Raw genomic sequence first — 25,040 nt, 5'->3', positions numbered from 1 at the left:
CCCGTAAAGGGAGCTTTTTTACTTTAGGTTTGAAATTTGAAAAGTGACAAAAGCGGTTTTTTTCTTGTTTTTGTTTTTTCAGAAGAAGCAGCAGTCTCGGGGATCGGCTGGGCGGTGAATTCTTTTATTTGCGAGGTCAGTGATTGCAGGTCTGCAAGGATGTCATCAATTTCTCTGCGGTGCTGAAGCAGCTGATAAGATACACCCTCATCGGCTTTTTGTTTTAGCTGGCGTTCCAGTTCCCCGATCCTTGCCAGCAGCTCGTTTTCGTCCTGCTTTTGCTGTAAAAGGGCGTCGAGTTTCTGTTCGAGCTGTTCGATTCTCCGTTCTGTGTCGCTATTTGTTTTTTGGACAAGGAAGCCTGTGCGCTTTTTAGTGCTTTGCGGCACATGAATATCCTGAATCGCCGTGCCTTCAGAAATTTGTTTTTGAACAGATTTTAGAACCTTTACATCTTCTGCCGTAAACGAATAGTGTCCAAGCTCATTGCGTTCGGCCGGAAGATTCAGCTGCTTCACCCACCGCTGCACCGTTTTTGCGGAGACGCCGAGTTCACTTGCTACCATATTTGTATTCATGATCCCATACCTCCTTTTTAGCTAGGTATTCGACCATAGAATGCGGTTCCCTTCCTATTAGACAAAACAAGAAAAGATTCGGCAAAGAAAGTGGGTATCTCCTTTTTTTCTTCAAAAACCGTTACTGTTCATACAGCTCTAAAGGAAGCTGGTCCGGATCAAAAAAGAAGGTAAAACGCTTGCCGGTCAGCGGATCTATTCTGATCGGCTCTGTTTCGATTCCTTTTTCATGAAGCTTCTGAACCGCCTTATCCAAGCTGCTGACTGTGAAGGCAAGGTGGCGCAGGCCTGCAGCTTCAGGCCGGGTTTGGCGCGAGGGCGGATCGGGAAACGAGAACAGCTCAATGACATACGTGCCGTTAAGCGACAAATCAAGCTTATAGGAGCCGCGCTCTTCGCGGTACGTTTCTTGAATGACTTGAAAACCAAGCTTATGTACGTAGAAAGCTTTCGACTTTTCATAATCTGAACATATGATTGCAATGTGATGTATGGATTTCAGCAACATCATCCCTCCTCGATTCCCAGTATAGCAGAGGAGGCTTTTCAAGCTGGGATTGAAATGCTTTTGACTGGGGTTAATCACTATACTATAATGAGAATGTTACGCACAGGAAAACAGAGGTGAAGACCGTGTTAGACCGTTTAAAGTCAATCGAAGAACGATACGAAAAATTAAATGAGCTTTTAAGCGATCCAGAAGTAGTCAACGATCCGAAAAAGCTAAGAGAATATTCAAAAGAGCAATCTGATATACAAGAAACAGTTGACGTATATAGACAATACAGAGATGCGTCAGAACAGCTGGCTGATGCAAAAGCGATGCTAGAAGAGAAGCTGGACGCTGAGATGCGCGACATGGTGAAGGAAGAGATTTCTGAACTTCAGAAGGAAACGGAAACACTGTCAGAACGCCTGAAAGTGCTCCTGATCCCGAAAGATCCTAATGACGACAAAAACGTTATCATGGAGATCCGCGGAGCTGCGGGAGGCGAGGAAGCCGCTTTATTCGCGGGCAGCCTGTACAGAATGTATTCCCGTTATGCCGAGCTTCAAGGCTGGAAAACAGAGGTCATGGAAGCGAGTGTAACCGGAACCGGCGGCTACAAAGAGATCATCTTTATGATTACGGGAAGTGGCGCATATTCTAAACTCAAATATGAAAACGGCGCCCACCGCGTACAGCGTGTTCCGGAAACAGAATCAGGCGGCCGTATCCATACATCAACTGCAACAGTAGCATGTCTTCCTGAGGCAGAAGAGGTAGAGGTTGACATTCATGAGAAGGATATCCGAGTCGATACGTTTGCATCAAGCGGACCGGGCGGACAAAGCGTTAACACAACAATGTCTGCCGTTCGTCTGACGCATTTGCCGACAGGTGTTGTTGTATCATGCCAGGATGAAAAATCTCAAATCAAGAACAAAGAAAAAGCAATGAAGGTTCTCCGTGCCAGAATCTATGATAAATTTCAGCAGGAAGCCCAAGCTGAATATGATCAAACACGGAAATCAGCAGTTGGATCAGGTGACCGCTCTGAGCGTATCCGCACATACAACTTCCCGCAAAACCGTGTGACGGATCACAGAATCGGCCTGACGATTCAAAAGCTTGATCAGATTCTTGAAGGAAAACTTGACGAAGTGGTTGAAGCGCTGATTGTTGAAGATCAGGCAAGCAAGCTTCAGCAGTCGGAAGGTTAAGATGAAGACGATATTTGAAGCCCTGAAATGGGCTTCTTCTTATTTAACCGAAGCGGGAAGAGAAGAAAATGCGGCTGAGCTTCTTTTGCTTTATGATACCGGAATGGACAGAAGCAAGCTGCTCGCCAGCTTACAGGAACCGATTGGCGAAGACGAACTGTATCGCTTTACGCGTCACGTTGAGATGCATAAAGAGGGCGTCCCGGTTCAGTACATTATCGGAAAAGAGTTTTTTTACGGACGGGAATTTATGGTGAATGATGACGTGCTGATCCCGCGGCCGGAAACAGAAGAGGTTGTCTATCATCTGCTTGAAAAATATCGGCATGTCTTTTCGGAAGACGGGCGGCTTGATGTCGTTGACGTCGGGACAGGAAGCGGCGCGATAGCCGTCACGCTTGCGCTTGAAAACAAAAACTTTTCGGTGTCGGCGGTTGATATTTCAAAAGAAGCGCTGCAAGTCGCCTCTGCCAATGCGGAAAAGCTCGGAGCGGATGTGCGCTTTTATCAGGGCGATTTGCTTGAGCCTTTTATTAAGGCAGGAAAAAAAGCGGATATTGTCGTCTCAAATCCTCCTTATATTTCAGAAGAAGAAATGGCTGATCTATCAGAGATTGTCCGTTTTCATGAGCCGCTGCACGCTCTCACTGATGGCGGAGACGGGCTGAAATTTTATAAGCGGTTTATGGAAGACATCCCGCTTGTCATGAAGGAGAAAGTGTTTGTCGTTTTTGAAATCGGATGGAAACAGGGCGAAGCGGTCAAAGAGCTGATCCTCAAGGCGTTTAAACATGCGGAAGTGGAAGTGCTGAAAGATATTAACGGAAAAGACAGAACCATATGCGCTGTGATTCATAAAAATAAATAAGCAGCTTACTGGCGAGTTGATGAATCAAGCTGTTTTAACACCAGCAAAGGGGATGTAAAGGATGAAAAAGGCCCTGACAGCAGGAATCTTGTTCATTGCGATTGAGAGCATGATTGGCACCGTTTTTCCGCAGGCTCTTTCATATGAAGTGATTTTTGGGGTTGCGTCTCTCGTTTTGATTGGGTTCGCGATCATCACATCGGGTTTGGCTGTAAGCGGAAGTGATCAGCGGGCAAACTACCATTCAGAAACTAAAGAAGGCCGTACATCCCGCTTGAAAATGGCGGCTGCTTTCTTTGTCGCGGCGATACCTTCTATTCTATGTTATTTGCTGACGGTTTTGTTTTAATGAAAAAGGAAGCCTCTTAGGCTTCCTTTTTTTGGAGTAAAACAGAATCCCATATCCAATAGACAAGAGCTGTTAATACAGCGAAAAGATAGAAGGCTATATTTTGAAGCAGAGATTGTCCCGAAGGCTGCAGCACGCCGAAAATGATCGCGTTGGCAATAAAAGCTGCTACAAGGTAATACAGCAGATACAAAGGGCTGAACCGTTTCGGCTTTTTATTCATCATGAATTGAAGCGGCAGCGCGAATATCAAATAAGGGAACAGAAAATAAAATGCCATCGTTATGAGAGCGGCAATGATGAATGAATGGATATAAATAATTGAATAAAGAACCGACATCGTGAAGGCTGATAACAGCACTGTGTAATTATATTTCATCTTTAAACCTCCTAAAACACTATCGTACCATAAATAAGATTAACAGCTTGCTAGATTTTTTTCACTCTGCACGTTTACCCCGGGCTCTCCTTGTCCATAATAGGGCTAGAAATAAAGCACGGAGAGGAACGGTGGGGACCGATGAAAAAAACAGTAATCATTTGTATATATATCTTTCTTTTATTATCCGGAGCACTTGTAGGGCTGGCAAAAGAAGAGACGGCACAGCAATCAGAAAATCAGCCGGTGGTCATACCGGATGAGGCGATTCGCCTGAGAATATTGGCAAACAGCGATAGTAATCAGGACCAGCAATTAAAGCGGCATATCAGAGACGCGGTCAATAAAGAAATCACAACCTGGGTAGAGGATATCACTTCTATAGAAGAAGCGCGGCGTGTGATTCGCTCAAAGCTTCCTGAAATCAAAGAAATTGCAAAGGAAACAATGGAGGAAGAAGGAGCAAACCAATCGATATCCGTTGATTTTGACAAAATCTCATTTCCGACAAAGCTTTACGGCAATATGGTATATCCCGCTGGCGAGTATGAAGCGATTCTGATTACGCTTGGAAATGGAGACGGCGCCAACTGGTGGTGTGTGCTGTTCCCGCCGCTCTGCTTTCTCGATTTTTCCAACGGAGAAGCCGTAAAAGAACAAGAAGATCAAGAAGCCTCAAAAAAGCAGACTGAAAAAGTGCTTGAGGACGTAACCGCTAAAGCGGAAAAAGCCAAAAAAGAAGAGAAGGAAGAGAATGAAGACGGCACAGAAGTGAAATTCTTCTTAGTCGAATGGATTTCCGACCTTTTTTCCTAATCACCTGGTCTAAAAATAGATTTGCCTCATAGATTGGAAGAAAGAATGCAAAAACGGGGTGAACGGATGTTTTATCAACTGCGGGTGGCAAGGGAAAAAGACGGAGATGTGCTCGAGGAATTTCTAAAACAGGCGAAAACCAATTATGAAGGCGTGAAAGAAGGCTTCACCCAGTTTCTTATGCTGGAGGACAGCGAGAAAAACATTGCCGGATGTCTCGGAATTGAAAAAATCAGCTGTGATCAAGGGCTGCTGCGATCACTTGTGATATCGGACAAGCTTCACCAAGGTCATATTGTGACACTCTTTCAGAGCATGGAGCTGCTGTGCGAAAAGCATCAGATCAAAACAGTATACTTAATAGCGAATCAGCATTCCTCTGCTGATTTCCTGACGGCCATGGGATTTGAACGAGCTGAAAGTGTACCGGAAGAGCTGTTTTCTTCTGATCATTTCTGTGAATCGCGGCAAACAGAAGGGGCCGTCTTGATGAAAAAAGCGTCTGGATCAGTTTGATTTATACACATACTTATCCACTTCTTCATTAGCGTTGTCCACAATTTGTGGATAACGCTTGTTTTATTACAGGACATCTTTTATACTTTCAAAAGGATTACACGCGTAAAACTATCGTTTTATTGTTGTGAATAAGGAGTTTGGTCAGAAATGAAAACGAAAAGATGGTTTGTGGATGTAACTGATGAGTTATCCACAAATGATCCACAAATTGCACAAGCAGCCGCTTTGCTCCGGGAAAATGAGGTTGTTGCGTTCCCGACAGAAACGGTATACGGCCTCGGCGCAAACGCGAAAAGCACAGATGCCGTCAAAAAAATATATGAAGCGAAAGGGCGGCCGAGCGATAATCCCCTGATTGTCCACATTGCGGACATTAGCCAGCTTGATGATTTAACGGGTCCAGCGCCGGAAAAAGCGAAAACATTGATAAAACGGTTTTGGCCGGGAGCACTCACGCTCATTCTACCTTGCAAACCTGGTGCACTCTCACCACGTGTAACGGCAGGGCTTGAAACGGTTGCCATTCGAATGCCGGATCATCCGCTTGCTCTTGCGTTGATTCGCGAGTCGGGGTTGCCGATTGCAGCACCGAGCGCCAATCTATCAGGGAAGCCAAGTCCGACAAAGGCGGAACATGTGGCCTATGACTTGGATGGCCGCATAGCCGGAATTATGGACGGAGGCCCTACCGGGATTGGGGTCGAATCAACCGTACTTTCATGTGCTGGCGACATCCCTGTTCTCCTGCGCCCAGGCGGCATTACGAAAGAACAAATTGAAGCGGAGATCGGACCGATCCTTGTGGATAAAGGGCTCAGCGATCAAAATGAGAAGCCGATTTCCCCGGGGATGAAATACACACATTACGCGCCGACAGCGCCGCTTGCCATTTGCGAAGGCAGCCCGGAGCGCATTCAGCACCTCATTCAAGAATATCAACAGGGCGGCAGACGGGTCGGTGTCCTGACGACAGAAGAAAACGCGGGCGTTTATTCCGCTGATTATGTGAAGAGCTGCGGCAGACGGGCTCAGCTTGAGACTGTTGCGGCAGGGCTGTATGATGCTTTACGCAGCTTTGATGAGAAGAAGGTGGATTTTATTATCGCAGAATCCTTTCCGGACACTGGCGTCGGACTCGCCATTATGAACAGGCTGATGAAAGCCGCCGGAGGAAGAGTGATTCGCTGAACACAGTCAGATGTTCTAACCCTTTTTGGACACGCATAGGCTAAAAAAGCGGGGCGTGTCCAAGGGGGTTATTTATGTATGTCGGATTTGTTCATAGGCGAACTGATTACATTAAGCATCATGGCGTTTGCTTTAGGGATGGATGCTTTTTCTGTCGGTCTCGGAATGGGCATGGTCAAACTCAGAAAAAAGCAGATATTCTATATTGGTTTTATCATCGGCCTCTTTCACGTTATCATGCCTCTCGGGGGGATGGCGGCCGGTAACATGCTGTCGGGGCTCCTCGGCGTGTTAGCGGTTTATATCGGGGGTTCGCTGCTTTTTGTTCTTGGGGTTCAAATGCTTATGGCTTCTTTTAAACAGTCAGAAGAACGACTTATGTCGCCGGCAGGGCCGGGCTTATTGCTGTTTGCCGTCGGCGTCAGCCTTGACAGCTTCTCCGTCGGTTTGAGCTTGGGGATATACGGCTCGCATCCGCTCCTCACAATTACCTTGTTCGGGCTGTTCAGCATGATTTTGACATGGCTGGGCCTGCTGATCGGAAAACAAGTGCAGTCATGGCTCGGTACATACAGCGAAGCGCTCGGGGGCATCATATTAATCGCATTCGGCCTAAAGCTGCTTTTGCCAATTTAATATACCAATAAAAGAAACGAAGTCGCCGTTTCTTTTTTCTTCATATATAATAGAGAAAAATAAGGGGTGACTGACATGAACATTATTTTTGTCTGTACTGGAAATACGTGCCGCAGCCCAATGGCTGAGGCGCTTTTTAAATCAATTGCAGAAGCGGAAGGGCTGAATGTCATTGTCCGCTCGGCAGGCGTGTTTGCTTCGCCTAATGCGAGAGCGACGCCTCATGCAGTCGAAGCGCTGTTTGAAAAACACATTGCCCTTAATCATGTATCTTCTCCACTAACTGAAGAACATATGGAAGCGGCTGATTTGGTTCTGGCTATGACCCATCAGCACAAACAGATCATTGTCAGCCAATTTGGACGTTATCGTGATAAAGTATTCACGCTAAAAGAATACGTCACAGGCAGCTGTGGGGATGTCATCGATCCGTTTGGCGGCTCAATTGACATCTATAAACAAACGAGAGATGAGCTTGAAGATCTTCTTCGGCAGCTGGCAAAACAGCTGAAAAAAGACAGCAGGTAAGTTGTCAGAAAATCTGCAAACAGGTCATTTGCAAATCCTGCGCGAAGGAGTAGAATATAGTGAAAAGCACATCATATGGTGTGAATCAAAGAGCGGACAGGCTGCGCGGTCAACAAAGCGGGCGGGCCGCATCACACACGCTGGGGAGGAAAAGCTGATGAAAGTAGCCATAGCATCGGATCATGGCGGCGTTCACATTCGAAATGAAATCAAAGAGTTAATGGACGAATTGCAAATTGAATATATTGATATGGGCTGTGACTGCGGCAGCGGATCTGTCGATTATCCGGATTATGCTTTTCCGGTGGCCGAAAAAGTGGTTAGCGGCGAAGTTGACAGAGGCATTTTAATTTGCGGGACAGGAATCGGCATGAGCATTTCCGCTAATAAAGTCAAAGGCATCCGCTGCGCGCTGGCGCACGATACATTCAGCGCAAAGGCGACGAGAGAGCATAATGACACAAACATCCTCGCGATGGGTGAACGGGTGATCGGCCCCGGTTTGGCGCGGGAAATCGCAGAAATCTGGCTGACTACTGAGTTTACCGGCGGAAGACATCAAAAGCGCATCGGGAAAATCTCAGATTATGAAGAGAAAAACCTGTAGGGGTGCTGTTCGATGAGTGAGATCAAACAAACGTGGAAGACGATGCTGTCTGAGTTTCAGGAACAAGCAGGATTGAAACAAGATCAGCTCTTTGTCCTTGGATGCAGCACGAGTGAAGTGGCCGGCAGCCGGATCGGAACATCGGGCAGCGAAGACATCGCGGAAAGCATCTACAGCGGACTTGCTGACCTTAAGAAAATAACGGGTATCCATCTGGCATTTCAATGCTGTGAGCATTTGAACAGAGCGCTTGTAGTTGAAGAGGAAACGGCTCAGCTGTTCAGGCTTCCGGCCGTTTCTGCTGTACCAGTTCCAAAAGCGGGCGGGGCGATGGCTGCTTATGCGTTTAAGCAGATGAAGTCTCCTGTTCTTGTCGAAACCATTCAGGCTGATGCCGGAATAGACATCGGCGATACGTTTATCGGCATGCATCTGAAGCCGGTAGCTGTCCCTGTGCGTGTGTCTCAAAACAGTCTCGGGGCAGCACATGTGACATTAGCGCGCACGCGGCCAAAACTGATCGGCGGAGTGCGGGCGGTTTATGGGTGCGAATGAAAGGACTGCGTGGCCAGTCTTTTCTTTTATTTTTAAGGCAGTAAAATAAATCCCGAACTTTAATTTAAATTTAAGTTATCAATATTCGTTTTTACCAATAAAAATTTTGATTTTTTAAAAATAATCTTTTACATCGGCCTAAAAAACCATGTACAATAGTGGTGGTAAAAACAAAGAACAGGATACGGATAGGAGAGGATCTCGCTGATGAAACATTTACCTGCGCAAGACGAACAAGTGTTTAACGCCATTAAAAATGAGCGTGAACGCCAACAGACTAAGATCGAATTGATTGCTTCTGAGAACTTTGTAAGTGAAGCGGTTATGGAAGCACAAGGATCTGTTTTGACAAATAAATATGCTGAAGGATATCCGGGCAAACGCTACTACGGCGGATGTGAGCACGTCGATGTTGTTGAAGATATCGCTCGTGACCGCGCGAAAGAGATCTTTGGAGCGGAGCATGTAAACGTTCAGCCGCATTCAGGCGCACAAGCAAACATGGCAGTGTACTTCACGATTTTGGAGCAAGGCGATACTGTACTTGGGATGAACCTCTCCCACGGCGGCCATTTAACACACGGAAGTCCAGTCAACTTCAGCGGTGTTCAATATAACTTTGTTGAGTATGGCGTAGATAAAGAAACTCAATATATTGATTACGATGACGTGCGTGAAAAAGCCCTTGCCCATAAGCCGAAGCTTATCGTAGCAGGAGCAAGTGCGTATCCTCGTACAATCGACTTTAAGAAATTCCGTGAAATTGCTGATGAAGTCGGCGCTTACTTCATGGTGGATATGGCGCATATCGCAGGACTTGTTGCGGCAGGCCTTCATCCAAACCCGGTTCCTTACGCTGATTTCGTTACAACAACAACACATAAAACACTTCGCGGACCTCGTGGCGGTATGATCCTTTGCCGTGAAGAGTTCGGCAAGAAAATTGATAAATCGATCTTCCCTGGAATTCAAGGCGGCCCGCTGATGCACGTTATTGCCGCAAAAGCTGTTTCATTCGGCGAAGTATTGCAGGACGATTTCAAAACATATGCACAAAACGTCATTTCAAATGCAAAACGCCTGGCTGAAGCGTTAACGAAAGAGGGCATCCAGCTCGTTTCAGGTGGAACTGACAACCACCTGATCCTTGTTGACCTTCGTTCTCTCGGACTGACAGGTAAGGTTGCAGAGCATGTGCTTGATGAAATCGGTATTACGTCTAACAAAAACGCAATTCCATACGATCCGGAAAAACCTTTCGTAACAAGCGGTATCCGTCTTGGTACAGCTGCTGTGACAAGCCGCGGTTTTGACGGAGATGCATTGGATGAAGTCGGTGCCATCATTGCGCTTGCATTGAAAAACCACGAAGATGAAGGAAAACTTGAAGAAGCAAGACAGCGCGTAGCTGCTCTGACTGGCAAGTTCCCTCTATATAAAGAATTAGATTACTAAGATTGAAAAACCCGCTCGGGCTTATGCCCGGCGGGTTTTTTGACGATGTCCTTGAAACTCAATGTCTTTTTTTGTAGAATCAATAGAAGTGTGAAATTGTCGATGGGACAATAAAAAAGGAGCTGAAACACTGTATGGGAAAGGTTTATGTATTTGATCATCCTTTAATTCAGCACAAGCTGACATATATTCGGAATGTAGAGACAGGCACGAAGGATTTTAGAGAGCTTGTAGACGAAGTAGCCACGCTTATGGCGTTTGAAATTACCCGTGATCTCCCTCTAGAGGAAGTGGATATCAACACACCGGTTCAGACTGCGAAATCGAAAGTCATCTCAGGGAAAAAACTCGGTGTTGTTCCTATTCTCAGAGCAGGTTTAGGAATGGTTGAAGGCATCTTAAAACTGATCCCTGCGGCAAAAGTGGGACATGTCGGTCTGTACCGTGATCCTGAAACCTTAAAACCCGTGGAATACTATGTGAAGCTTCCTTCTGATGTGGAAGAGCGTGAATTCATCGTGGTTGACCCGATGCTGGCTACAGGCGGTTCCGCAGTTGAAGCGATTAACAGCCTGAAAAAACGCGGTGCGAAAAACATCCGTTTCATGTGTCTCGTAGCTGCGCCTGAAGGTGTGGAAGAATTGCAGAAGCATCATTCAGACGTGGATATTTACATCGCGGCCCTTGATGAAAAATTAAATGAAAAAGGTTATATCGTTCCCGGTCTCGGAGATGCAGGAGACCGTATGTTTGGAACAAAATAAAAGGAAAACTCCCGAAAGGGGGTTTCTTTTTTTATCCAGTTTTTTGCTATTCGGTGAATCTGTATACAATTATAGGTGAAAATGTGAACATTCTGTGGAGACGTAAAGTATAAAAAGTTTTTTAACTTTAAACAGATTGACACATGTTAGGGGCTATTGTATGCTAAACGAGGGTATTATGAGAAGGTTTTCATAGCTTTCATTATAGTCCTCATCCTCAATGTAAATCCTCTCAGCAAACCCGTATTATGAGGATTTATTTAAGCGAATGAAACAGCATCCCTGCAAGGCTTGCGGATGAATGATTTTTTCGAACAGGCCCGTTTTGCCGGACAAAAAAGGTCTTCTACTAGGGTTAACCGCTGATTTATGCCGTATCTAAGCTATACATTATTTTTTCATCAGGAGACAGATAATTGATGGACGATCCCAAGCTTACATTTAGCAGACAACGCAAATACTTATTGTTCATTTTGGCAGTGTATGTACTGGGTTATGGTTTAACAGCGTATAAAACCGTTTTTTTAGGCCTTATTCTGGGAACTGTTTTCAGTTTGTTTAATTTTTTACTGCTCGTCAGGAGAATGAACGCCTTTGACAGAGCCGTTGAGAAAGGAAAGTCCATACGATCTCTTGGGAGCGCAGCGCGGTGGTGCAATGCGATTCTTGCTGCGGCTGTCGCCTATAAAAATCCCGAGCATTTTCATATGGCAAGTACAGTTATTGGATTAATGACAATATACCCTGTCATTATGATAGATTCCTTTATCCAGCTTAAACGTTCATCAATGGAAGAGAGGTGAAAACCCTTTGAATCATGAATACAGAACTATTGAATTTCTAGGTCTTACTTTTAATCTGACAAACATTCTGATGATTACTGTGGCGAGTGTGATTGTTTTATTGATTGCTATATTAACGACAAGAACGCTTTCGATCCGTCCCGGAAAAGCCCAGAATTTTATGGAATGGGTTGTTGATTTCGTCCGCAATATTATCGGCAGTACAATGGATTTGAAAACAGGGGCTAACTTCTTGGCACTTGGTGTCACATTGCTGATGTACATATTTGTGTCGAATATGCTGGGGCTGCCGTTCTCTATTACAATCGGACATGAGCTCTGGTGGAAATCTCCGACAGCCGATCCTGCCATTACATTAACGCTAGCCGTGATGGTTGTTGCTTTATCCCATTACTATGGTGTGAAGATGAAAGGACTCAAGGAATATTCCAAAGACTATTTAAGACCTGTTCCATTCATGCTCCCGATGAAAATTATCGAAGAGTTTGCGAATACGCTGACTCTCGGGTTGCGGCTTTATGGTAACATCTTCGCCGGTGAGATTCTTCTCGGCCTGCTTGCGGGATTGGCGACAAGCCATTATTCACAAAGCGTGGCTCTCGGTCTTGTCGGTACACTCGGCGCCATTCTGCCGATGCTGGCATGGCAGGCATTCAGTTTATTTATAGGTGCCATCCAAGCGTTTATCTTTACAATGCTGACGATGGTGTACATGTCTCATAAAATCAGTCATGATCATTAAAACATTATATCCAAACGGATAACATTTTAAAGGAGGAACTTTTTCATGAATTTAATAGCAGCTGCGATTGCAATTGGTTTAGGCGCACTTGGTGCAGGTATTGGTAACGGTTTGATTGTTTCACGTACGGTAGAGGGGATTGCCCGTCAGCCGGAAGCAGGTAAAGAACTTAGAACTCTTATGTTCATGGGTATCGCATTAGTTGAAGCCCTTCCTATTATCGCTGTCGTTATCGCATTCTTAGCGTTCTTTGGCTAAGCATAAAAGCCTTATATGAACTAAAAATGGCGAAGATCATTCCAAGAGAACCTTCGCCATTGCTTTATGTCTGATAAGCATCCCGCCTTGCCGGCTGAAAAGAGACAAGTGCGGCTGCTGGATCAGCAAAGAAAAACCTGCAGAAGGGAGTTGCCGTAGTAGATGTCTCAATTACCACTTGAACTAGGATTTTCGTTTAACGGCGGAGATATCCTGTTCCAACTGTTAGCTATGTTAATCTTATTAGCGCTTCTGAAGAAATACGCTTTAGGGCCGCTATTAAACATAATGAAACAGCGTGAAGACCACATCGCTGGAGAAATTACGTCTGCTGAAGAAAAAAATAAAGAAGCGCAGCAGCTGATTGAAGAGCAGCGCGTTCTTTTAAAAGAAGCAAGACAGGAATCCCAAACTCTTATCGAAAACGCAAAGAAACTGGGAGATAAGCAAAAAGAAGAGATTATTCAGGCTGCGCGTGCAGAATCTGAACGTCTGAAAGAAGCAGCAAGAACTGAAATCGTTAAGGAAAAAGAACAGGCGGTTTCTGCTCTCCGTGAGCAAGTAGCGTCTCTTTCTGTCATGATTGCGTCGAAAGTGATCGAAAAAGAACTGGATGAACAAGCTCAAGAGAAATTGATCCAGGACTATCTTAAAGAGGTAGGAGAAAGCCGATGAGTGGATCAGCTGTCTCAAAACGATATGCGTCAGCTCTTTTTGATATTGCCAATGAGTCCGCTCAGCTGAATCAAGTAGAAGAAGAGCTAACCGTTGTAAAACAAGTATTTCAAAATGAAAAAGCGCTTAATGATGTGTTAAACCATCCGAAGGTGCCGGCTGCGAAGAAAAAAGAGCTGATTCAGAATGCATTTGGCTCTTTGTCACAGTCCGTGCTCAATACGATTTTTCTTTTGATTGACCGCCATCGGGCAGCGATTGTGCCTGATCTCACAGATGAGTTTATTAAACTCGCAAATGAGGCTCGCCAAACAGAAGACGCAATCGTATATTCAGTGAAACCGCTGACGGATGCGGAGATTTCATCATTATCACAAGTGTTTGCAAATAAAGCCGGAGTCGCTTCACTTAGAATCAGAAATGAAGTGCAGACGGATTTAATAGGCGGCATTAAAGTCCGCATTGGAAACCGGATTTTTGACGGCAGCGTAAGCGGAAAGCTTCAGCGCATTGAACGTCAACTAGCCGGGGAAAATCGATAGAAGGGGTGAAACCTAAGTGAGCATCAAAGCTGAAGAGATTAGCACGCTGATAAAACAGCAAATACAAAATTATCAATCTGATATTGAAGTTCAAGACGTAGGTACAGTCATCCAAGTCGGTGACGGTATTGCTCGTGTACACGGCCTTGACAACTGTATGGCCGGTGAACTTGTCGAGTTTTCAAACGGTGTTTTGGGTATGGCTCAAAACCTTGAAGAATCAAACGTAGGTATCGTCATCTTAGGACCTTTCAGTGAGATCCGTGAGGGAGACGAAGTAAAAAGAACAGGCCGCATCATGGAGGTTCCTGTCGGTGAAGAATTAATCGGCCGTATTGTGAACCCATTAGGTCAGCCAGTAGACGGACTTGGCCCGATCCTCACAAGCAAAACTCGTCCGATCGAAAGCCCTGCACCAGGCGTTATGGACCGTAAATCCGTTCATGAACCGCTTCAAACTGGTATTAAAGCGATCGATGCACTGATCCCAATCGGACGCGGCCAGCGTGAACTGATCATCGGTGACCGTCAAACAGGTAAAACATCTGTTGCGATCGATGCGATTCTGAACCAAAAAGACCAAGACATGATCTGCGTATACGTTGCGATCGGTCAAAAAGAATCAACAGTCCGCGGCGTAGTAGAAACATTGCGTAAGCACGGCGCGCTTGATTATACAATTGTTGTAACGGCGTCTGCGTCACAGCCGGCACCGCTTCTGTACCTGGCTCCGTATGCAGGGGTTACAATGGCAGAAGAATTTATGTACAGCGGCAAGCACGTTCTTGTGGTATACGATGATCTTTCTAAACAAGCGGCTGCTTACCGTGAGCTGTCCTTGCTTCTTCGCCGTCCGCCAGGCCGTGAAGCGTTCCCTGGGGATGTATTCTACCTTCATTCCCGTCTGCTTGAGCGTGCAGCAAAGCTTAGCGACGCGAAAGGCGCAGGATCAATTACAGCTCTACCGTTCGTAGAAACACAAGCCGGAGATATCTCTGCTTATATTCCGACGAACGTAATTTCCATCACCGACGGACAGATCTTCCTGCAATCTGATTTGTTCTTCTCAGGCGTACGTCCAGCGATCAACGCCGGATTGTCTGTATCCCGTGTCGGCGGTTCAGCGCAAATCAAAGCGATGAAAAAAGTATCAGGAACTTTGCGTCTTGACCTTGCGTCATACCGTGAGCTGGAAGCATTCGCTCAATTCGGATCTGACCTCGACCAAGCGACTCAGGCGAAACTGAACCGCGGTGCGCGTACAGTTGAAGTGCTGAAGCAGGATCTGAACAAGCCGCTTCCGGTTGAAAAGCAAGTAGCCATTCTTTATGCACTGACAAAAGGACATCTTGATGATATTCCTGTAGCGGATATCAGACGTTTTGAAGAAGAGTACTACATGTACCTTGACCAAAACCATAAAGAACTGCTTGACGGAATTGCGAAAACAGGAAACCTTCCTGCTGATGAAGACTTCAATGCTGCAATCGAAGGCTTCAAACGCACATTTGCACCAAGCAACTAACTCGAATGCTGATGAGAGAAAAAGGTTCTCTTTTTCTCTCTTTTTACGCAGATGAAGAGAAAAGGTGGTGAAATCTTTGGCCTCATTACGCGATATTAAGTCAAGGATCACGTCAACAAAAAAAACGAGCCAGATTACAAAAGCCATGCAGATGGTATCTGCGGCTAAGCTGAATCGTGCAGAAAACAACGCAAAATCATTTGTGCCATATATGGATAAGATCCAAGAGGTTGTGTCAAATGTCGGGAGAGTTTCCGGCAACGTAAAGCATCCGATGCTTCTCAGCAGAGAAGTGAAAAAGACGGCATACCTTGTCATTACGTCTGACCGCGGTCTTGCCGGCGCTTTTAACAGTTCGGTTTTACGAAGTGCTTATCAGGCCATGCAAGAACGTCATCAGTCTAAGGATGAGTATGCGGTGATCGTCATCGGAAGAGTAGGCCGTGATTTCTTTAAGAAGCGTGAGATTCCGATCATTTCTGAGTTAACAGGACTTGGAGATGAAGTAACGTTTACAGAAATTAAGGACCTTGCCCGACAAACGATCCAAATGTTTATAGATGGTGCGTTTGATGAATTGCACCTTGTGTATAACCATTTCGTCAGCGCCATTTCTCAAGAAGTAACGGAGAAAAAACTTCTGCCGTTATCTGATTTGGGCAGCGGCGGCGGAAAGAGAACGGCGTCTTATGAATTTGAACCGTCTGAAGAGGAGGTTCTGGAGGTTTTGCTTCCTCAATATGCAGAAAGCTTAATCTTTGGTGCGCTTCTTGACAGTAAAGCAAGTGAGCACGCTGCAAGAATGACGGCGATGAAAAACGCGACAGACAACGCGAAGGAACTTATCGATTCACTTTCGCTTTCTTACAACCGCGCTCGCCAAGCAGCCATCACACAAGAAATTACGGAAATTGTCGGCGGAGCAGCCGCTTTAGAATAGAAAGATTTTGTCAGGAGGGATAGCGATGAAGAAAGGACGCGTTAGCCAGGTATTAGGACCGGTCGTCGACGTGCGTTTTGAAGACGGTCATTTGCCTGAAATTTATAATGCGATTAAAATTTCACAGCCAGCTGCAAGTGAAAATGAAGTAGGTATTGATTTAACGCTTGAGGTCGCTCTTCATTTAGGCGATGATACAGTCCGTACAATCGCAATGGCATCTACGGATGGTGTTCAGCGCGGAATGGAAGCTGTTGATACAGGAGCGCCAATCTCAGTACCAGTTGGTGATGTAACACTCGGCCGTGTATTTAACGTACTCGGAGAAAATATTGATTTGAATGAGCCAGTTCCTGCGGATGCGAAAAAGGATCCGATTCACAGACAGGCGCCTTCATTTGATCAGCTTTCAACAGAAGTTGAAATTCTTGAAACAGGTATTAAAGTTGTTGACTTGCTTGCTCCATACATCAAGGGCGGTAAGATCGGATTATTCGGCGGTGCCGGTGTAGGTAAAACCGTATTAATCCAGGAATTAATCAACAACATCGCGCAAGAGCATGGCGGTATCTCTGTATTCGCCGGTGTAGGGGAGCGTACTCGTGAAGGGAACGACCTTTTCTACGAAATGAGCGACTCTGGCGTAATCAACAAAACAGCCATGGTATTTGGACAAATGAACGAGCCGCCGGGCGCACGTATGCGTGTTGCTTTGACAGGCCTTACAATGGCTGAGCACTTCCGTGATGTACAAGGACAGGACGTACTGTTCTTCATCGATAACATTTTCCGTTTCACACAAGCGGGTTCAGAGGTTTCAGCCCTTCTTGGCCGTATGCCTTCAGCGGTTGGTTATCAGCCGACGCTTGCAACTGAGATGGGTCAGCTCCAAGAGCGTATCACGTCTACTAACGTTGGATCAGTTACATCTATCCAGGCGATCTACGTGCCTGCCGATGACTACACTGACCCGGCGCCGGCAACTACGTTCGCTCACTTGGATGCGACAACAAACCTTGAGCGTAAGTTAACTGAAATGGGTATTTACCCTGCGGTTGATCCGTTGGCTTCTACATCTCGCGCCCTTGCTCCTGAAATTGTCGGAGAAGAGCATTATGCGGTTGCCCGTGAAGTACAGTCAACACTTCAGCGTTACAAAGAGCTTCAAGATATCATTGCAATTCTCGGTATGGATGAATTGAGTGATGAAGACAAGCTTGTCGTTCAACGCGCACGCCGCATTCAGTTCTTCCTTTCTCAAAACTTCCACGTGGCTGAACAGTTCACTGGACAAAAAGGTTCTTACGTGCCTGTAAAAGAAACGGTTCAAGGTTTCAAAGAAATCTTAGCCGGCAAATACGACCATCTTCCTGAAGATGCGTTCCGTCTTGTAGGCCGTATCGAAGAAGTTGTTGAGAAAGCAAAAGAAATGGGTGTAGAAGTTTAATCTGGTCCTAGGAGGGTAAAAGCATGAAGACCGTTAAAGTCAATATCGTTACTCCCGACGGCCCAGTATACGATGCGGATATCGAAATGGTGAGTGTGAGAGCCGAAAGCGGCGATCTCGGTATTTTGCCAGGTCATATTCCAACCGTGGCTCCTCTTAAAATCGGCGCTGTCCGTCTGAAAAAAGACGGGCAGACTGAATTGGTTGCCGTCAGCGGCGGATTTGTAGAAGTCCGTCCTGATCAGGTTACCATCCTTGCCCAGGCTGCTGAGACAGCGGAAGGCATCGATAAAGAGCGCGCTGCAGCTGCACGTCAGCGGGCGCAGGAGCGTTTGAATTCTCAATCAGATGATACTGACATTCGTCGGGCTGAGCTTGCGTTACAGCGGGCTTTGAACAGATTGGATGTAGCAGGGAAATAAGAAAAAATCCTTCTCTTTATGAGAAGGATTTTTTTATGATCGCACAAGAGAATCAAACAGCGACAAAAGCGGCTGACTCTCTTTTTGCCGCAAGTATAAACGATCACAGCAATTCATGGTATGCCATGATTTGCGATGTCTTCTAAAGCCCATTGTATAAGCGCCGTCTGTATACGGGTAAGGCTTTACGATCCATTCAGCATCTTCATGGTGGGCAATCACGCAATCTATAAGATAAACACTGATCATTTTCTCGAATTCTTCAATAGGAAGATTCCAATCAGCAAGCAAAAGCTCTTGTATACTTTGAAAATAAAGGTTTTCAAGCTCTTCAAGGCTTTCTCTCGTATAGGTAAGAGAAATGTTATAAAACTGACACAATTCATTCAGTTCTTCAATCTGTGACTGTCTATAATCATAATAGAATGCAATTGCTTCCCATTCCTGATCAAAAATTGGCAGGTCCTCACCGTATTGCTTTTCAGGCTGAAAAAAAGAATGATTCACATTTGCCAGCTCCTTTCCAACAAAGTATACCATGTAAAAGAATCGCACTTTAAGCGGGGATTAGCCCTATATTTGGCTGATTATTCCATTCTGTATAAAATGTATCATCTTTATCTGTGCTTCTTATATAATAAGAAAGGGTATAAACGCGGAGAAAGGATGAAAGGAGTGGAATAGATGAGTGTATTGGGGCAGCAGGCTGCAATTGGCATTGTCGTTCACCTGATTTTTATAGCGGTGACTTGGTGGGCGCTGCAAGCCGTCAATATCGATCCGTTAATCAAAAAAGGCAAAGTCGTGCAGGCAAGACTCCTGATGATTTTGCTGACAATCGCCATTGGAACAACCGTTGCGAATTTCTTTTTAGATTACCTCAATTATTCACAGCAGCTTCCCTATCTATTTTAATAGGTTTTGAACATCATAATCATGGGAATGGTTGGGGAAGCAGGTTGAAGCGAATAGCTCGAGTTTTGACGAAGATTTTTACGTATGGCGCCTCTTGCCTCCGGTAAAACTGGGGATAAGGGGGAGAGATGAACATGAAGAAAAAACAAGTAAGCTACGCCATTATCATATCCGTGATGTTAAGCTTCGTCATTGCTATTTTCCATACAATTCATGCGAGTGAGTTAACGCCGTTAGCACAAATTGCAGAGGGGATGGAACGCCAAGATGTGTCAATAGATAAGTGGACATTGCATGCAAAACAAAACATGTCGCTGACCAAGAAAGAATTTTATAAAAAAGTGCAACATTTAAAATCAGAGTATCGTCAATATCATTGGGCGATTGCACAGGAAGATAAAATCGTAAAGGCAATTGGCACATATACTGACAAAAAAAATCGCACTTCTTTTAGACTGCAGCTTGTCACAACCCTCAAAAAACACAACCCAACTTCGTATTTATTATATGAGCAAATGAGTCTTGAGACACCGAATAGCTGGAATGATACATATGAACAGTTTGAACGGGAGACACTCGGGATATTCCAAGAAAAAGTAGTTATTTTTACTTGTCTAAATGGTCATTTAGATGATAATATGAATATTGTTTTGCAAAAAAAAGCAAATCAGTTATTAAAAGAATTTCAAGCAAGATCTGTAGAACATGTAGTTGAGCCAAATTTCGTTTCTATTTCTGCGTTTACAGATGAGTGGGAAGAGTACATCATGACCTCGAAACATAAAATGAATTTGCAAATTGCACTTAGAAGTGCAGGAATGGGCGGAAAACATACCGTTACGGTTGGCACACCAATCGTTACGACTGAATATTAATATAGAGAATTTAGGGACGCGGAGGGGAATACCTTGGAAAAAATCATCGTCCGCGGCGGTCAAAAGTTAAACGGCACAGTCAAAGTTGAAGGCGCTAAAAATGCCGTTTTACCTGTTATCGCTGCATCTTTATTAGCAAGTGAAGAAAAAAGCGTAATTTGTGATGTACCTACGCTCTCCGATGTATATACAATTAACGAAGTGTTGCGTCATTTAGGAGCAGATGTGCATTTTGAGAATAATGAAGTGACTGTAAATGCTTCATACGCTTTGCAAACTGAAGCACCTTTTGAATATGTTCGTAAAATGCGTGCATCTGTGCTTGTCATGGGGCCGCTTCTTGCGCGTACAGGTCATGCAAGAGTTGCGCTTCCGGGCGGATGCGCAATTGGTTCCAGACCGATTGATCAGCATTTAAAAGGTTTTGAAGCAATGGGCGCAGAAATCAAAGTCGGCAATGGCTTCATCGAAGCTGAAGTAAAAGGCCGTCTGCAAGGCGCAAAAATCTATCTGGACTTCCCAAGTGTAGGAGCTACAGAGAACCTGATTATGGCAGCCGCTCTAGCTGAAGGAACAACAACGCTGGAGAACGTGGCGAAAGAACCAGAAATCGTTGATTTAGCAAACTATATCAATGGCATGGGCGGAAAAATCCGCGGAGCGGGCACCGGCACCATCAAAATTGAAGGAGTCGAAAAGCTTCACGGCGTAAAACACCATATTATTCCTGACCGCATTGAAGCAGGGACATTTATGGTTGCCGCTGCAATTACTGAAGGAAACGTATTAGTTAAAGGAGCGGTTCCTGAACATCTCACCTCTTTAATTGCAAAAATGGAAGAGATGGGTGTAACGATTAAGGATGAAGGTGAAGGTCTGCGTGTCATCGGCCCGAAAGAACTTAAACCGATTGACATTAAAACAATGCCTCACCCAGGCTTCCCGACTGACATGCAGTCACAAATGATGGCGCTTCTGCTTCGTGCAAGCGGCACAAGCATGATTACAGAAACTGTTTTTGAAAACCGTTTTATGCATGCGGAAGAATTCCGCCGTATGAATGGTGATATCAAGATTGAAGGACGTTCTGTCATCATTAATGGCCCTGTACAGCTTCAGGGAGCTGAAGTTGCAGCGACTGATTTGCGTGCAGGTGCAGCGCTGATTCTTGCGGGGTTAGTGGCTGAAGGTCATACACGTGTTACAGAACTGAAGCACTTAGACCGCGGTTACGTTGATTTCCATAAGAAGCTTGCAGCTATTGGCGCAGACATCGAACGTGTAAATGATGAGTCTGCTTCTGAGCAAGAGAACAAAGAAGTCGTTTCTGACTTAAACGCATAAACTTACCTAAAAATCAGTATGTCACTCTGGCATACTGATTTTTTATTTTTCGTGTATTATCATCATTATGCGCAAAATAGCAAAAAAGAATACGTAAATGACAAATAAAGTTTCTGTCCAAAACGAGAGTCATATTAGCTTGTCCCTGCCCATAGACTAGACTAGAGTCGAATCCCGAGCAGGAGGCAGCTGAATATGAAACAATTCGTAATCACACTATCCGTACTATGTGCATTGATTCTCTTGATTCCCACACTCTTGGTCATACCGTTCCAGCATAACAAAGAAGCGGGGGCCAGCGTAGAATCAGGAAAGACAGCAGTCAGCACGAAACCAGCATCAAAAGGAGCGGAAACGTTGAAAGCATCGCCTGTTTCTATTCCCGTCTATCGAACCGCAAATCAATCCGTAGAAGACATTCCGCTTGAAGAGTATGTGATTGGAGTCGTCGCCTCCGAAATGCCGGCAACCTTTGAATCTGAAGCGCTGAAAGCTCAGGCGCTCGCCGCCAGAACGTTTATTGTCAGACTGATGGTCTCAAATTCAGCGGTAGAGGCTCCTAAAGGCTCGCTGGTGGATGATACCCAGATGTTTCAGGTGTATAAAAGCAAAGCAGAGCTGAAAAAACAGTGGGGCGCGAGCTATGAGGGAAAACTGAAGAAAATCACAGATGCAGTTGCCAGCACGCAAGGCAAAATCTTAACGTACAACAACCAGCCGATTGAAGCCTCTTTTTTCTCCACAAGCAACGGCTACACAGAAAATGCAGAAGCCTATTGGACAAGTGCCATCCCATATTTAAAAAGCGTCAAAAGCGCTTGGGATAAAAAGTCGCCAAAATATTTGGCAACGAAAACCTTTACAGCGGCAGAATTTGAGCAAAAGCTTGGCGTCAAGCTGGATGGGTCTGGCACAGTCGGAAAGATTACCGGAGAGACACCGGGCCATCAGGTCGCAACAGCCGTTATTAACGGCAAGACGCTGAAAGGAAGAGACATACGCGAAAAGCTGGGCCTTAATTCAGCCGATTTTGATTGGGAGCGAAACGGAGACACGATTACAGTCACGACGAAAGGATTTGGCCACGGTGTCGGGATGAGCCAATATGGCGCGAATTTTATGGCGAAAGAAGGCAAAACGGTTGATCAAATTGTGAAGTACTATTACCAAGGCACACAAATTTCAGACGCAGATTCGTTTTTGAATAAATATATGGCGAGGAAGTAAAAAAAGACGCTCACTGAGCGTCTTTTTCTGTTCCTGAATGTCTTTTATCTAAGGGCGGTTAAAACTGTTTAGAGAAGCTCCTGACAGTCTTTAGGGTGACAAGGGAATCAATCCCTTTTTCCTGATTTATGGCTTTGAGATTGTGGTAAAGTAATCCACATTTATCGACAGACTTCGACAGACTCATATAACGAAAGCCGAAAGGCCGACAATCATCTATTTTCATCATAGCGTTAGGCGGAAATCACTAATAAAAACAAAGGTTTCTATGCAAAAGTAAACAACAGCAATGGGGAAGCCCGCCCTATTTATTTCTCTGTTTTTGTCGATTACGATTAGTTATGTTCAGCGTTGAACATCTGCACGCAGAAACAAACTTGTAAAGGGGTACGAACATGAAGAAAAGATTTTCACTGATCATGATGACAGGCTTGCTATTTGGATTAACTTCACCTGCTTTTGCGGCTGAAAAGAAAGAATCGGAGGCTGAAGCTCCGGCAAACGTGGCAGTATTGCTTGATGCCAGCGGAAGCATGGCGAAAAGAATAGACGGTGTATCTAAATTTAATTCAGCTAAAAAAGAAATTTCTAAGTTTGCAAGCTCACTGCCGGAAGGAACTCAGGTGAAAATGAGCGTGTTTGGTTCAGAAGGAAACAATAAAAATTCCGGAAAAGTTCAGTCATGTGAAGCTATCCGCAACGTATACGGCTTCCAAAGCTTTAACGAGCAAAGCTTCCTCAATTCTCTCAATGCAATTGGGCCGACTGGCTGGACGCCAATTGCCAAAGCGCTGAACGAGGCGAAATCTTCTTTTGACCAGCTTGACACTAAAGGGGAAAAAGTGGTGTATCTGCTGACAGACGGTGAGGAAACGTGCGGAGGAAATCCAATTAAAACAGCAAAAGAACTGCATAAAGACAATATCACTGTTAATGTGATCGGTTTTGATTATAAAGAGGGATATAAAGGCCAGCTGAACGCGATTGCGAAAGTAGGCGGCGGTGAATACTTCCCTGCTTATACTCAAAAAGATGTTGAGAAAATCTTCACTCAGCAATCACTGATGTTATCTAAATAAGAAAAAAGAGGCTGATGAAGGTCAGCCTCTTTTTTTATGTAACAAAATTTTCAAAAGTGATGAGCTGTCTGCCTGTAGTATAGTAGCAGATTTCCGTTTTATAACATGATTACGGCGAAAAAAGAATGAAGGATGTCACAATCTGTTTATGCTTTCTAGGCGAAAATGTCTAAAAAAGATCGGCGTTTCAAGCGATTTTGTACAGGAAGTGAAAGCGGCACAAAAGGCAGCTTGTCCTATATCTTTTTGCATTTTCATATTCTAGCATAAAGAAGAATCCAACTATAGTTGGAAAATATGATAAAGAAAGGAAGAAAAACATGAAAAAATTGCTGGCTGCCGGTATCATTGGATTGCTGACTGTCTCCTTTGCATCTCCGTCTTTTGCCGCTGAAAAACAGGCTGACACAAATGTAGCGGTTTTGTTTGACGGAAGCGGAAGCATGGTTCAAAAAACAGGGGGAGAGCGCAAAATAGACATTGCGAAAAAATCAGTAAAGTCTTTTGCCGAGCTGCTTCCAAAGGATACAAATCTCATGCTTCGCGTTTTCGGACATGCTGGAAACAATAAACTGTCCGGCAAAGCTCTTTCATGCAGCACGACGGAAACCATTTACGGTCTTCACCCATATGAAGGATCGCTGTTTGACAATTCATTGAGTGAAATCAAGCCGACTGGCTGGACACCGATTGCCAAAGCACTTTCAGATACAAGAAAAGAATTTGAAGCATTTGACGCTGACGGGAAAAACGTGGTGTATTTAATCACTGACGGTGAGGAAACGTGCGGCGGAGATCCAGCGGCGGAAATTGCAAAGCTTCGTGAAGCGAATGTGGATACGATTGTAAACATCATTGGCTTCAACTTTGATGTCAAAGGAAATGAAGAGATGAAACAGGCGGCTGTTGCTGGCGGCGGAGAATATATTTCAGCGAACAGCGCGGACGAGTTTGAACAGGCTTGGGAAAAAGAAGCACAAAAATTTACTGAGTAATCGTATGAGTGAAGGCGCTCCCCCAGGCGCCTTTTTCTATTGGTTTAAAAACGATCGGTGCGGGAATGATACCCTTAAAAGGGGTTGAACAGATGAGATTATTAGGAATGATTTTTCTTATAGCCGCCGTGGCGTTTATATTACTCGGTGTTTTTCTAAAATTGGCAGCCTTCTTTTTTGTCAGTATGCTCACCTTGATCGCGGCCGTTGTGCTGTTTACGATCCTGAAAAAGAATCGGCATAATCAAACATAGAGCCCTTTATATAGAGGGCTCTTTTTATGTCTCAGGATTCGACAAAATCCG

At 44.9% G+C, this 25,040-nt stretch carries 32 protein-coding genes; 28 read left to right on the top strand and 4 right to left on the bottom strand.

Annotated features, from left to right (window positions below):
- Positions 1-23: 23 nt before the first annotated feature.
- Both racA and gloA2 read right to left on the bottom strand, forming a co-directional pair.
- Positions 24-578 carry a chromosome-anchoring protein RacA gene (gene racA / locus BSI_RS18815; RefSeq protein WP_003235808.1) on the bottom strand — a complete coding sequence of 185 codons (555 nt, stop codon included), beginning with the start codon at positions 576-578 and terminating at the stop codon, positions 24-26.
- Positions 579-699: 121 nt separating this feature from the next.
- Positions 700-1,086, bottom strand: coding sequence for an SMU1112c/YaeR family gloxylase I-like metalloprotein (gene gloA2, locus BSI_RS18820; RefSeq protein WP_003235805.1), 387 nt, complete (start codon positions 1,084-1,086; stop codon positions 700-702).
- Between the two features lie 125 nt (positions 1,087-1,211).
- Between gloA2 and prfA the strand changes: the two genes are divergently transcribed.
- The 3 genes from prfA (at position 1,212) to BSI_RS18835 (ending at position 3,499) form a co-directional block, all read left to right on the top strand.
- Positions 1,212-2,282, top strand: a complete 1,071-nt coding sequence (gene prfA, locus BSI_RS18825; RefSeq protein ID WP_003235802.1) for a peptide chain release factor 1 — start codon at positions 1,212-1,214, stop codon at positions 2,280-2,282.
- 1 nt (position 2,283) lies between these two features.
- Positions 2,284-3,150 (top strand): peptide chain release factor N(5)-glutamine methyltransferase, encoded by an 867-nt coding sequence (gene prmC, locus BSI_RS18830; RefSeq protein ID WP_003235800.1) that lies wholly within the window; start codon positions 2,284-2,286, stop codon positions 3,148-3,150.
- Between the two features lie 61 nt (positions 3,151-3,211).
- Positions 3,212-3,499: a DUF5316 family protein gene (locus tag BSI_RS18835; protein ID WP_003235798.1), complete on the top strand. Its 288-nt coding sequence runs from the start codon at positions 3,212-3,214 to the stop codon at positions 3,497-3,499.
- A 16-nt stretch (positions 3,500-3,515) separates the two neighbouring features.
- On the opposite strand, the gene BSI_RS18840 is transcribed toward BSI_RS18835, so the two are convergent.
- Positions 3,516-3,878, bottom strand: coding sequence for a UPF0715 family protein (locus tag BSI_RS18840; RefSeq protein WP_003235796.1), 363 nt, complete (start codon positions 3,876-3,878; stop codon positions 3,516-3,518).
- A 141-nt stretch (positions 3,879-4,019) separates the two neighbouring features.
- Here BSI_RS18840 and spoIIR point away from each other — a divergent pair, with 141 nt between their 5' ends.
- From spoIIR to BSI_RS18925, 18 genes are all read left to right on the top strand, one after another.
- On the top strand, positions 4,020-4,694 hold the full coding sequence (spoIIR, locus tag BSI_RS18845) for a stage II sporulation protein R (RefSeq protein ID WP_003235794.1): 675 nt from the start codon (positions 4,020-4,022) through the stop codon (positions 4,692-4,694).
- A gap of 66 nt (positions 4,695-4,760) precedes the next feature.
- Positions 4,761-5,210 (top strand): GNAT family N-acetyltransferase, encoded by a 450-nt coding sequence (locus BSI_RS18850; RefSeq protein ID WP_032731818.1) that lies wholly within the window; start codon positions 4,761-4,763, stop codon positions 5,208-5,210.
- A gap of 150 nt (positions 5,211-5,360) precedes the next feature.
- Positions 5,361-6,401: an L-threonylcarbamoyladenylate synthase gene (locus BSI_RS18855; protein ID WP_003235790.1), complete on the top strand. Its 1,041-nt coding sequence runs from the start codon at positions 5,361-5,363 to the stop codon at positions 6,399-6,401.
- Between the two features lie 78 nt (positions 6,402-6,479).
- Positions 6,480-7,037, top strand: a complete 558-nt coding sequence (locus tag BSI_RS18860) for a manganese efflux pump MntP (RefSeq protein ID WP_003235788.1) — start codon at positions 6,480-6,482, stop codon at positions 7,035-7,037.
- Between the two features lie 75 nt (positions 7,038-7,112).
- Positions 7,113-7,565 carry a low molecular weight protein arginine phosphatase gene (locus BSI_RS18865; RefSeq protein WP_003235786.1) on the top strand — a complete coding sequence of 151 codons (453 nt, stop codon included), beginning with the start codon at positions 7,113-7,115 and terminating at the stop codon, positions 7,563-7,565.
- 157 nt (positions 7,566-7,722) lie between these two features.
- Positions 7,723-8,172 (top strand): ribose 5-phosphate isomerase B, encoded by a 450-nt coding sequence (rpiB, locus tag BSI_RS0120720; RefSeq protein WP_029316922.1) that lies wholly within the window; start codon positions 7,723-7,725, stop codon positions 8,170-8,172.
- Between the two features lie 12 nt (positions 8,173-8,184).
- Positions 8,185-8,727 carry a TIGR01440 family protein gene (locus tag BSI_RS18870; protein WP_003235782.1) on the top strand — a complete coding sequence of 181 codons (543 nt, stop codon included), beginning with the start codon at positions 8,185-8,187 and terminating at the stop codon, positions 8,725-8,727.
- Between the two features lie 207 nt (positions 8,728-8,934).
- The gene (gene glyA, locus BSI_RS18875; RefSeq protein WP_003235780.1) at positions 8,935-10,182 is read left to right on the top strand and encodes a serine hydroxymethyltransferase; all 1,248 of its coding nucleotides are present in this window, start codon (positions 8,935-8,937) and stop codon (positions 10,180-10,182) included.
- A 134-nt stretch (positions 10,183-10,316) separates the two neighbouring features.
- The gene (gene upp / locus BSI_RS18880; protein ID WP_003235778.1) at positions 10,317-10,946 is read left to right on the top strand and encodes a uracil phosphoribosyltransferase; all 630 of its coding nucleotides are present in this window, start codon (positions 10,317-10,319) and stop codon (positions 10,944-10,946) included.
- Between the two features lie 419 nt (positions 10,947-11,365).
- Positions 11,366-11,749: an ATP synthase subunit I gene (gene atpI, locus BSI_RS18885; protein WP_003221899.1), complete on the top strand. Its 384-nt coding sequence runs from the start codon at positions 11,366-11,368 to the stop codon at positions 11,747-11,749.
- 7 nt (positions 11,750-11,756) lie between these two features.
- Positions 11,757-12,491 carry a F0F1 ATP synthase subunit A gene (gene atpB, locus BSI_RS18890; protein WP_003235776.1) on the top strand — a complete coding sequence of 245 codons (735 nt, stop codon included), beginning with the start codon at positions 11,757-11,759 and terminating at the stop codon, positions 12,489-12,491.
- Positions 12,492-12,536: 45 nt separating this feature from the next.
- Positions 12,537-12,749 carry a F0F1 ATP synthase subunit C gene (gene atpE / locus BSI_RS18895; RefSeq protein WP_003151167.1) on the top strand — a complete coding sequence of 71 codons (213 nt, stop codon included), beginning with the start codon at positions 12,537-12,539 and terminating at the stop codon, positions 12,747-12,749.
- A 162-nt stretch (positions 12,750-12,911) separates the two neighbouring features.
- Positions 12,912-13,424: a F0F1 ATP synthase subunit B gene (gene atpF, locus BSI_RS18900; protein WP_003235774.1), complete on the top strand. Its 513-nt coding sequence runs from the start codon at positions 12,912-12,914 to the stop codon at positions 13,422-13,424.
- Positions 13,421-13,966, top strand: coding sequence for a F0F1 ATP synthase subunit delta (locus BSI_RS18905; RefSeq protein WP_003235770.1), 546 nt, complete (start codon positions 13,421-13,423; stop codon positions 13,964-13,966). Before atpF ends, BSI_RS18905 begins: the two co-directional genes overlap by 4 nt.
- Before the next feature lie 16 nt (positions 13,967-13,982).
- A complete protein-coding gene (atpA, locus tag BSI_RS18910) occupies positions 13,983-15,491 on the top strand; it encodes a F0F1 ATP synthase subunit alpha (protein ID WP_003235768.1) in 1,509 nt (502 codons plus the stop codon).
- Positions 15,492-15,567: 76 nt separating this feature from the next.
- Complete coding sequence (atpG, locus tag BSI_RS18915; RefSeq protein WP_003235766.1) at positions 15,568-16,431, top strand: ATP synthase F1 subunit gamma; 864 nt, start codon at positions 15,568-15,570, stop codon at positions 16,429-16,431.
- Positions 16,432-16,456: 25 nt separating this feature from the next.
- The gene (gene atpD / locus BSI_RS18920; RefSeq protein WP_003235764.1) at positions 16,457-17,878 is read left to right on the top strand and encodes a F0F1 ATP synthase subunit beta; all 1,422 of its coding nucleotides are present in this window, start codon (positions 16,457-16,459) and stop codon (positions 17,876-17,878) included.
- A gap of 23 nt (positions 17,879-17,901) precedes the next feature.
- A complete protein-coding gene (locus BSI_RS18925; protein WP_003221882.1) occupies positions 17,902-18,300 on the top strand; it encodes a F0F1 ATP synthase subunit epsilon in 399 nt (132 codons plus the stop codon).
- A gap of 33 nt (positions 18,301-18,333) precedes the next feature.
- Here the strand turns inward: BSI_RS18925 and BSI_RS18930 are convergent, their stop codons facing one another.
- Positions 18,334-18,807, bottom strand: a complete 474-nt coding sequence (locus BSI_RS18930; RefSeq protein ID WP_003235760.1) for a YwmA family protein — start codon at positions 18,805-18,807, stop codon at positions 18,334-18,336.
- Between the two features lie 177 nt (positions 18,808-18,984).
- Here BSI_RS18930 and BSI_RS18940 point away from each other — a divergent pair, with 177 nt between their 5' ends.
- The 7 genes from BSI_RS18940 (at position 18,985) to BSI_RS0120705 (ending at position 24,989) form a co-directional block, all read left to right on the top strand.
- Entirely contained in the window at positions 18,985-19,215 is a 231-nt protein-coding gene (locus BSI_RS18940; RefSeq protein WP_003221879.1) for a DUF1146 family protein, read from the top strand.
- Between the two features lie 134 nt (positions 19,216-19,349).
- Positions 19,350-20,090 carry a YwmB family TATA-box binding protein gene (locus BSI_RS18945; RefSeq protein ID WP_032731677.1) on the top strand — a complete coding sequence of 247 codons (741 nt, stop codon included), beginning with the start codon at positions 19,350-19,352 and terminating at the stop codon, positions 20,088-20,090.
- Between the two features lie 33 nt (positions 20,091-20,123).
- Positions 20,124-21,434: a UDP-N-acetylglucosamine 1-carboxyvinyltransferase gene (murA, locus tag BSI_RS18950; RefSeq protein ID WP_003221875.1), complete on the top strand. Its 1,311-nt coding sequence runs from the start codon at positions 20,124-20,126 to the stop codon at positions 21,432-21,434.
- Positions 21,435-21,629: 195 nt separating this feature from the next.
- Positions 21,630-22,661, top strand: coding sequence for a stage II sporulation protein D (spoIID, locus tag BSI_RS18955; protein ID WP_003235754.1), 1,032 nt, complete (start codon positions 21,630-21,632; stop codon positions 22,659-22,661).
- A gap of 395 nt (positions 22,662-23,056) precedes the next feature.
- The gene (locus BSI_RS18960; RefSeq protein WP_003235751.1) at positions 23,057-23,740 is read left to right on the top strand and encodes a vWA domain-containing protein; all 684 of its coding nucleotides are present in this window, start codon (positions 23,057-23,059) and stop codon (positions 23,738-23,740) included.
- 320 nt (positions 23,741-24,060) lie between these two features.
- On the top strand, positions 24,061-24,735 hold the full coding sequence (locus BSI_RS18965) for a vWA domain-containing protein (protein ID WP_003235748.1): 675 nt from the start codon (positions 24,061-24,063) through the stop codon (positions 24,733-24,735).
- Positions 24,736-24,827: 92 nt separating this feature from the next.
- Entirely contained in the window at positions 24,828-24,989 is a 162-nt protein-coding gene (locus tag BSI_RS0120705) for a hypothetical protein (protein WP_032731674.1), read from the top strand.
- The last annotated feature ends 51 nt before the right edge of the window (positions 24,990-25,040 follow it).

The sequence above is a fragment of the Bacillus inaquosorum KCTC 13429 genome, from assembly GCF_000332645.1.
GTDB classification, from domain to species: domain Bacteria; phylum Bacillota; class Bacilli; order Bacillales; family Bacillaceae; genus Bacillus; species Bacillus inaquosorum.
The sequence above is the reverse complement of the archived record's forward strand: the minus strand, read 5'-3'. Positions and strand labels throughout refer to the sequence as shown.

Excerpts from the sequence above, each read along its gene's own strand:
- racA (WP_003235808.1), bottom strand. The coding sequence starts at position 578 with ATGAATACAAATATGGTAGCAAGTGAACTCGGCGTCTCCGCAAAAACG.
- gloA2 (WP_003235805.1), bottom strand. The coding sequence starts at position 1,086 with ATGTTGCTGAAATCCATACATCACATTGCAATCATATGTTCAGATTAT.
- prmC (WP_003235800.1), top strand. The coding sequence starts at position 2,284 with ATGAAGACGATATTTGAAGCCCTGAAATGGGCTTCTTCTTATTTAACC.
- BSI_RS18835 (WP_003235798.1), top strand. The coding sequence starts at position 3,212 with ATGAAAAAGGCCCTGACAGCAGGAATCTTGTTCATTGCGATTGAGAGC.
- BSI_RS18840 (WP_003235796.1), bottom strand. The coding sequence starts at position 3,878 with ATGAAATATAATTACACAGTGCTGTTATCAGCCTTCACGATGTCGGTT.
- spoIIR (WP_003235794.1), top strand. The coding sequence starts at position 4,020 with ATGAAAAAAACAGTAATCATTTGTATATATATCTTTCTTTTATTATCC.
- BSI_RS18850 (WP_032731818.1), top strand. The coding sequence starts at position 4,761 with ATGTTTTATCAACTGCGGGTGGCAAGGGAAAAAGACGGAGATGTGCTC.
- BSI_RS18855 (WP_003235790.1), top strand. The coding sequence starts at position 5,361 with ATGAAAACGAAAAGATGGTTTGTGGATGTAACTGATGAGTTATCCACA.
- BSI_RS18860 (WP_003235788.1), top strand. The coding sequence starts at position 6,480 with ATGTCGGATTTGTTCATAGGCGAACTGATTACATTAAGCATCATGGCG.
- BSI_RS18865 (WP_003235786.1), top strand. The coding sequence starts at position 7,113 with ATGAACATTATTTTTGTCTGTACTGGAAATACGTGCCGCAGCCCAATG.
- rpiB (WP_029316922.1), top strand. The coding sequence starts at position 7,723 with ATGAAAGTAGCCATAGCATCGGATCATGGCGGCGTTCACATTCGAAAT.
- BSI_RS18870 (WP_003235782.1), top strand. The coding sequence starts at position 8,185 with ATGAGTGAGATCAAACAAACGTGGAAGACGATGCTGTCTGAGTTTCAG.
- glyA (WP_003235780.1), top strand. The coding sequence starts at position 8,935 with ATGAAACATTTACCTGCGCAAGACGAACAAGTGTTTAACGCCATTAAA.
- upp (WP_003235778.1), top strand. The coding sequence starts at position 10,317 with ATGGGAAAGGTTTATGTATTTGATCATCCTTTAATTCAGCACAAGCTG.
- atpI (WP_003221899.1), top strand. The coding sequence starts at position 11,366 with ATGGACGATCCCAAGCTTACATTTAGCAGACAACGCAAATACTTATTG.
- atpE (WP_003151167.1), top strand. The coding sequence starts at position 12,537 with ATGAATTTAATAGCAGCTGCGATTGCAATTGGTTTAGGCGCACTTGGT.
- atpF (WP_003235774.1), top strand. The coding sequence starts at position 12,912 with ATGTCTCAATTACCACTTGAACTAGGATTTTCGTTTAACGGCGGAGAT.
- BSI_RS18905 (WP_003235770.1), top strand. The coding sequence starts at position 13,421 with ATGAGTGGATCAGCTGTCTCAAAACGATATGCGTCAGCTCTTTTTGAT.
- atpD (WP_003235764.1), top strand. The coding sequence starts at position 16,457 with ATGAAGAAAGGACGCGTTAGCCAGGTATTAGGACCGGTCGTCGACGTG.
- BSI_RS18925 (WP_003221882.1), top strand. The coding sequence starts at position 17,902 with ATGAAGACCGTTAAAGTCAATATCGTTACTCCCGACGGCCCAGTATAC.
- BSI_RS18940 (WP_003221879.1), top strand. The coding sequence starts at position 18,985 with ATGAGTGTATTGGGGCAGCAGGCTGCAATTGGCATTGTCGTTCACCTG.
- BSI_RS18945 (WP_032731677.1), top strand. The coding sequence starts at position 19,350 with ATGAAGAAAAAACAAGTAAGCTACGCCATTATCATATCCGTGATGTTA.
- spoIID (WP_003235754.1), top strand. The coding sequence starts at position 21,630 with ATGAAACAATTCGTAATCACACTATCCGTACTATGTGCATTGATTCTC.
- BSI_RS18960 (WP_003235751.1), top strand. The coding sequence starts at position 23,057 with ATGAAGAAAAGATTTTCACTGATCATGATGACAGGCTTGCTATTTGGA.
- BSI_RS18965 (WP_003235748.1), top strand. The coding sequence starts at position 24,061 with ATGAAAAAATTGCTGGCTGCCGGTATCATTGGATTGCTGACTGTCTCC.
- BSI_RS0120705 (WP_032731674.1), top strand. The coding sequence starts at position 24,828 with ATGAGATTATTAGGAATGATTTTTCTTATAGCCGCCGTGGCGTTTATA.